The 1,731-nt window shown below is 69.5% G+C and carries 3 protein-coding genes; 1 reads left to right on the forward strand and 2 read right to left on the reverse strand.

Features of this window, described 5'->3' with window-relative positions; translation table 11 throughout:
• Positions 1-493: 493 nt before the first annotated feature.
• Together AB0G13_RS34660 and AB0G13_RS34665 are read right to left on the reverse strand one after the other, a co-directional pair.
• The gene (locus AB0G13_RS34660) at positions 494-865 is read right to left on the reverse strand and encodes a metalloregulator ArsR/SmtB family transcription factor (protein WP_357883915.1); all 372 of its coding nucleotides are present in this window, start codon (positions 863-865) and stop codon (positions 494-496) included.
• Positions 866-999: 134 nt separating this feature from the next.
• Positions 1,000-1,245, reverse strand: a complete 246-nt coding sequence (locus tag AB0G13_RS34665; protein ID WP_357883918.1) for a hypothetical protein — start codon at positions 1,243-1,245, stop codon at positions 1,000-1,002.
• A 73-nt stretch (positions 1,246-1,318) separates the two neighbouring features.
• Between AB0G13_RS34665 and AB0G13_RS34670 the strand changes: the two genes are divergently transcribed.
• A partial coding sequence (locus AB0G13_RS34670) for a helix-turn-helix domain-containing protein (protein WP_357883921.1) occupies positions 1,319-1,731 on the forward strand: 413 nt, incomplete at its 3' end.

Below are 1,731 nucleotides of genomic sequence, written 5' to 3' on the forward strand. Positions count from 1 at the left end.
AGTCGGCCACGTCGAGCGGGGCCCGGACCACAGACGAAGGCTGCGGTGCCTTGCTGACGGTACGCCGCGCCCTCACCGCTGAGGGCAAGCCGCGACTGACGTGGCTGAGGTCGCGGTTCCGAAGCAGGCGTCACGGGCGAAGGCACGGGCCGCTGGCTCGACCCGGGCGGATGGGCGGAAAGCCGCAGCGGGTGCCAACGCCACCACTGCGGCGCGGAAGGCCACCAAGAAGACCGCGAAGGGCGAGGCGGGCACCACCAAGGGCCGCGTGTACCGGCGGTCACCGAGTGATCTCGAGTCGGTGTACCAGCAGGCTGGCGGCGTGGCGGCGGTCGCCGATCACTACAACGTGCCCCGGCACACTGCCCAAGGATGGATCCGTACCCTTCGCCGCCGGCAAGCTAGCCCCGCCGAGTAGGACAAATGCCGGGCGCTCTGGGGTGGTGTGCGGACGGATAGGGACCAGGCCGGTGCCGGCCTTCGGCAGTGCCGCTCAGCGGGCCCGCTTCGTTGCCCGCTTGCGGGGCGGCGTCAGCAGGTCAGCGATGGCAGCGATCGCGGACGGGACCAGGCGGTAGTACGCCCAGACGCCGCGCTGCTCGCGCTCGATCAGGCCGGCCTCGGTGAGGATCCGAAGGTGATGACTCACGGTCGGCTGGGAGAGACCGAGCGGCGCGGTGAGGTCACTCACGGATGCCTCGCCCTGCGGAGCGGACTGGATCAGACTGAGCAGTTGCAGCCGGGCCGGGTCGGCGACTGCCTTCAGCACTCCCGCGAGCCGTTCGGCATCGGCACGCTTAATCGGCTCGCCAGCAAGCGGCGAGATAGCAGGTGTAGCAGTGTTCGCAGTTCCCATGTGTTCCATCGTTGCATCAACACCATCGATAGGCCGGTGGAACCAGGACCAGTGTCCCGATGGCGACCGCGAGCACGAGGGATGCTGGGGCCGGGGCGGCGAGGTTGCGTGCCGCCCCGGCCCTGCGCCTGTTGGCCGGGGATTCAGGGGCCGACGAGCGCAACCGATAGGAAGGCGCCCGCGAGCAGGTACGGGCCGGAGGCGTGGTCGGGCTGGCGGCAGCGTGAGGCGGGTGAGCGCTTTGGGGCGGCGAGCGCGTAGGGCAGCAGGCCATCCCACAGCACCGCGGGCCAGCCGAGAGTGCCCAGCGACGCGTCGAGCAGCGACGCCAGCCGCACGTCGCCCGTTCCCATCCCGCTGTCACCGCCGATGGCTAGTGCTCTGACCACGAAGGTTCGCGGTGTTGGATGACACGCCGTCGGCTTGGCTGACGGGCGGCGTCGCGGGCTTCAGGCTGTGGCGGTGGCAGAACCCGTGCGCGTCCGGCGGCTCAGTGACCAGGAGGGTCAGCAGTTGCTGAGGATCACCTGTCGTGGTAACGGCTCGGCGGTCCGATTACGGCGAGCCATGGTCGTGCTCGCTTCAGCCGGCGGGAACACCGTGCCGGCGATCGCCCGGCTGGTGCAGGCGGATGAGGACACGGTCCGGCAGGTCATCCACCGGTTCAACGAGATGGGCATGGCCAGCCTGGACCCTCAGTGGGCGGGTGGCCTTCCCCGCCTGATCACCGACGATGACGAGGTGTTCATCGTCGAGACGGCCAACGCCCGCCCCGAAGCACGGCGGTTTCTAGGGGTCGTCGCAACACGTGGTTTGTTGATCAGGCCGCGAGTAGTTTATGCAGGCGCTCGGCTGGGGTTTCCCAGCCGAGCGTT

The organism is Micromonospora sp. NPDC023633, assembly GCF_040640035.1.
In the GTDB taxonomy this organism is placed as follows: domain Bacteria; phylum Actinomycetota; class Actinomycetes; order Mycobacteriales; family Micromonosporaceae; genus Micromonospora.